The sequence below is a fragment of the Microvirga sp. 2TAF3 genome, assembly GCF_052114965.1.
In the GTDB taxonomy this organism is placed as follows: Bacteria; Pseudomonadota; Alphaproteobacteria; order Rhizobiales; family Beijerinckiaceae; genus Microvirga.
Genome location: NZ_JBFRFT010000054.1, coordinates 1 through 1,187, shown reverse-complemented (window position 1 = coordinate 1,187; position 1,187 = coordinate 1). Strand labels below are relative to the sequence as shown.

The following is a 1,187-nucleotide window of genomic DNA, read 5'->3' as shown; positions in this document are numbered from 1 at the left end:
ATGGCGAAGGAAAAGTTTGAGCGGACGAAGCCGCACTGCAACATTGGGACGATTGGCCACGTTGACCATGGCAAGACGTCTCTGACGGCGGCGATCACGAAGGTTCTGGCGGAGTCCGGCGGGGCGACGTTCACGGCCTATGACCAGATTGACAAGGCGCCGGAAGAGAAGGCGCGCGGCATCACGATCTCGACGGCGCACGTGGAATACGAGACGCAGAACCGTCACTATGCCCACGTCGACTGCCCCGGCCACGCCGACTACGTCAAGAACATGATCACCGGCGCGGCGCAGATGGACGGCGCGATCCTGGTGGTGTCGTCGGCCGACGGCCCGATGCCGCAGACGCGCGAGCACATCCTGCTGGCGCGTCAGGTCGGTGTTCCGGCGCTGGTGGTGTTCATGAACAAGGTCGACATGGTCGACGATCCCGAGCTTCTCGACCTGGTCGAGCTCGAGGTGCGCGAGCTTCTGTCGAAGTACGACTTCCCCGGCGACGACATTCCGATCGTCAAGGGCTCGGCGTTGTGCGCGCTGGAGAACCGCTCGCCGGAGATCGGCCACGACGCGGTGCTCAAGCTGATGGCCGAGGTCGACCGCTACATCCCGCAGCCGGAGCGTCCGATCGACCAGCCGTTCCTGATGCCGATCGAGGACGTGTTCTCGATCTCGGGCCGCGGCACGGTGGTGACGGGTCGCGTCGAGCGCGGCATCGTCAAGGTCGGTGAGGAAGTCGAGATCGTCGGGCTCAAAGCCACGGTGAAGACGACGGTGACCGGCGTCGAGATGTTCCGCAAGCTGCTCGATCAGGGCCAGGCCGGCGACAATGTCGGCGTGCTGCTGCGCGGCACCAAGCGCGAGGACGTGGAGCGCGGCCAGGTGCTGTGCAAGCCGGGCTCGATCAAGCCGCACACCAAGTTCAAGGCCGAGGCGTATATCCTGACCAAGGAAGAGGGCGGCCGTCATACGCCGTTCTTCACCAACTACCGGCCGCAGTTCTACTTCCGCACGACCGACGTGACCGGCGTGGTGACGCTGCCCGAGGGCACCGAGATGGTGATGCCGGGCGACAACATCGCGATGGAAGTCACGCTGATCGTTCCGATCGCCATGGAAGAGAAGCTGCGCTTCGCCATCCGCGAGGGCGGCCGCACCGTCGGTGCCGGCGTCGTCGCTCAGGTCATGGA

General features: G+C 65.0%; 1 protein-coding gene. It reads left to right on the top strand.

Annotated features, from left to right (window positions below):
• Positions 1 to 1,187, top strand: a 1,187-nt coding sequence (tuf, locus tag AB4Y97_RS20960; RefSeq protein ID WP_442000968.1) for an elongation factor Tu, incomplete at its 3' end; no start/stop codon positions are given.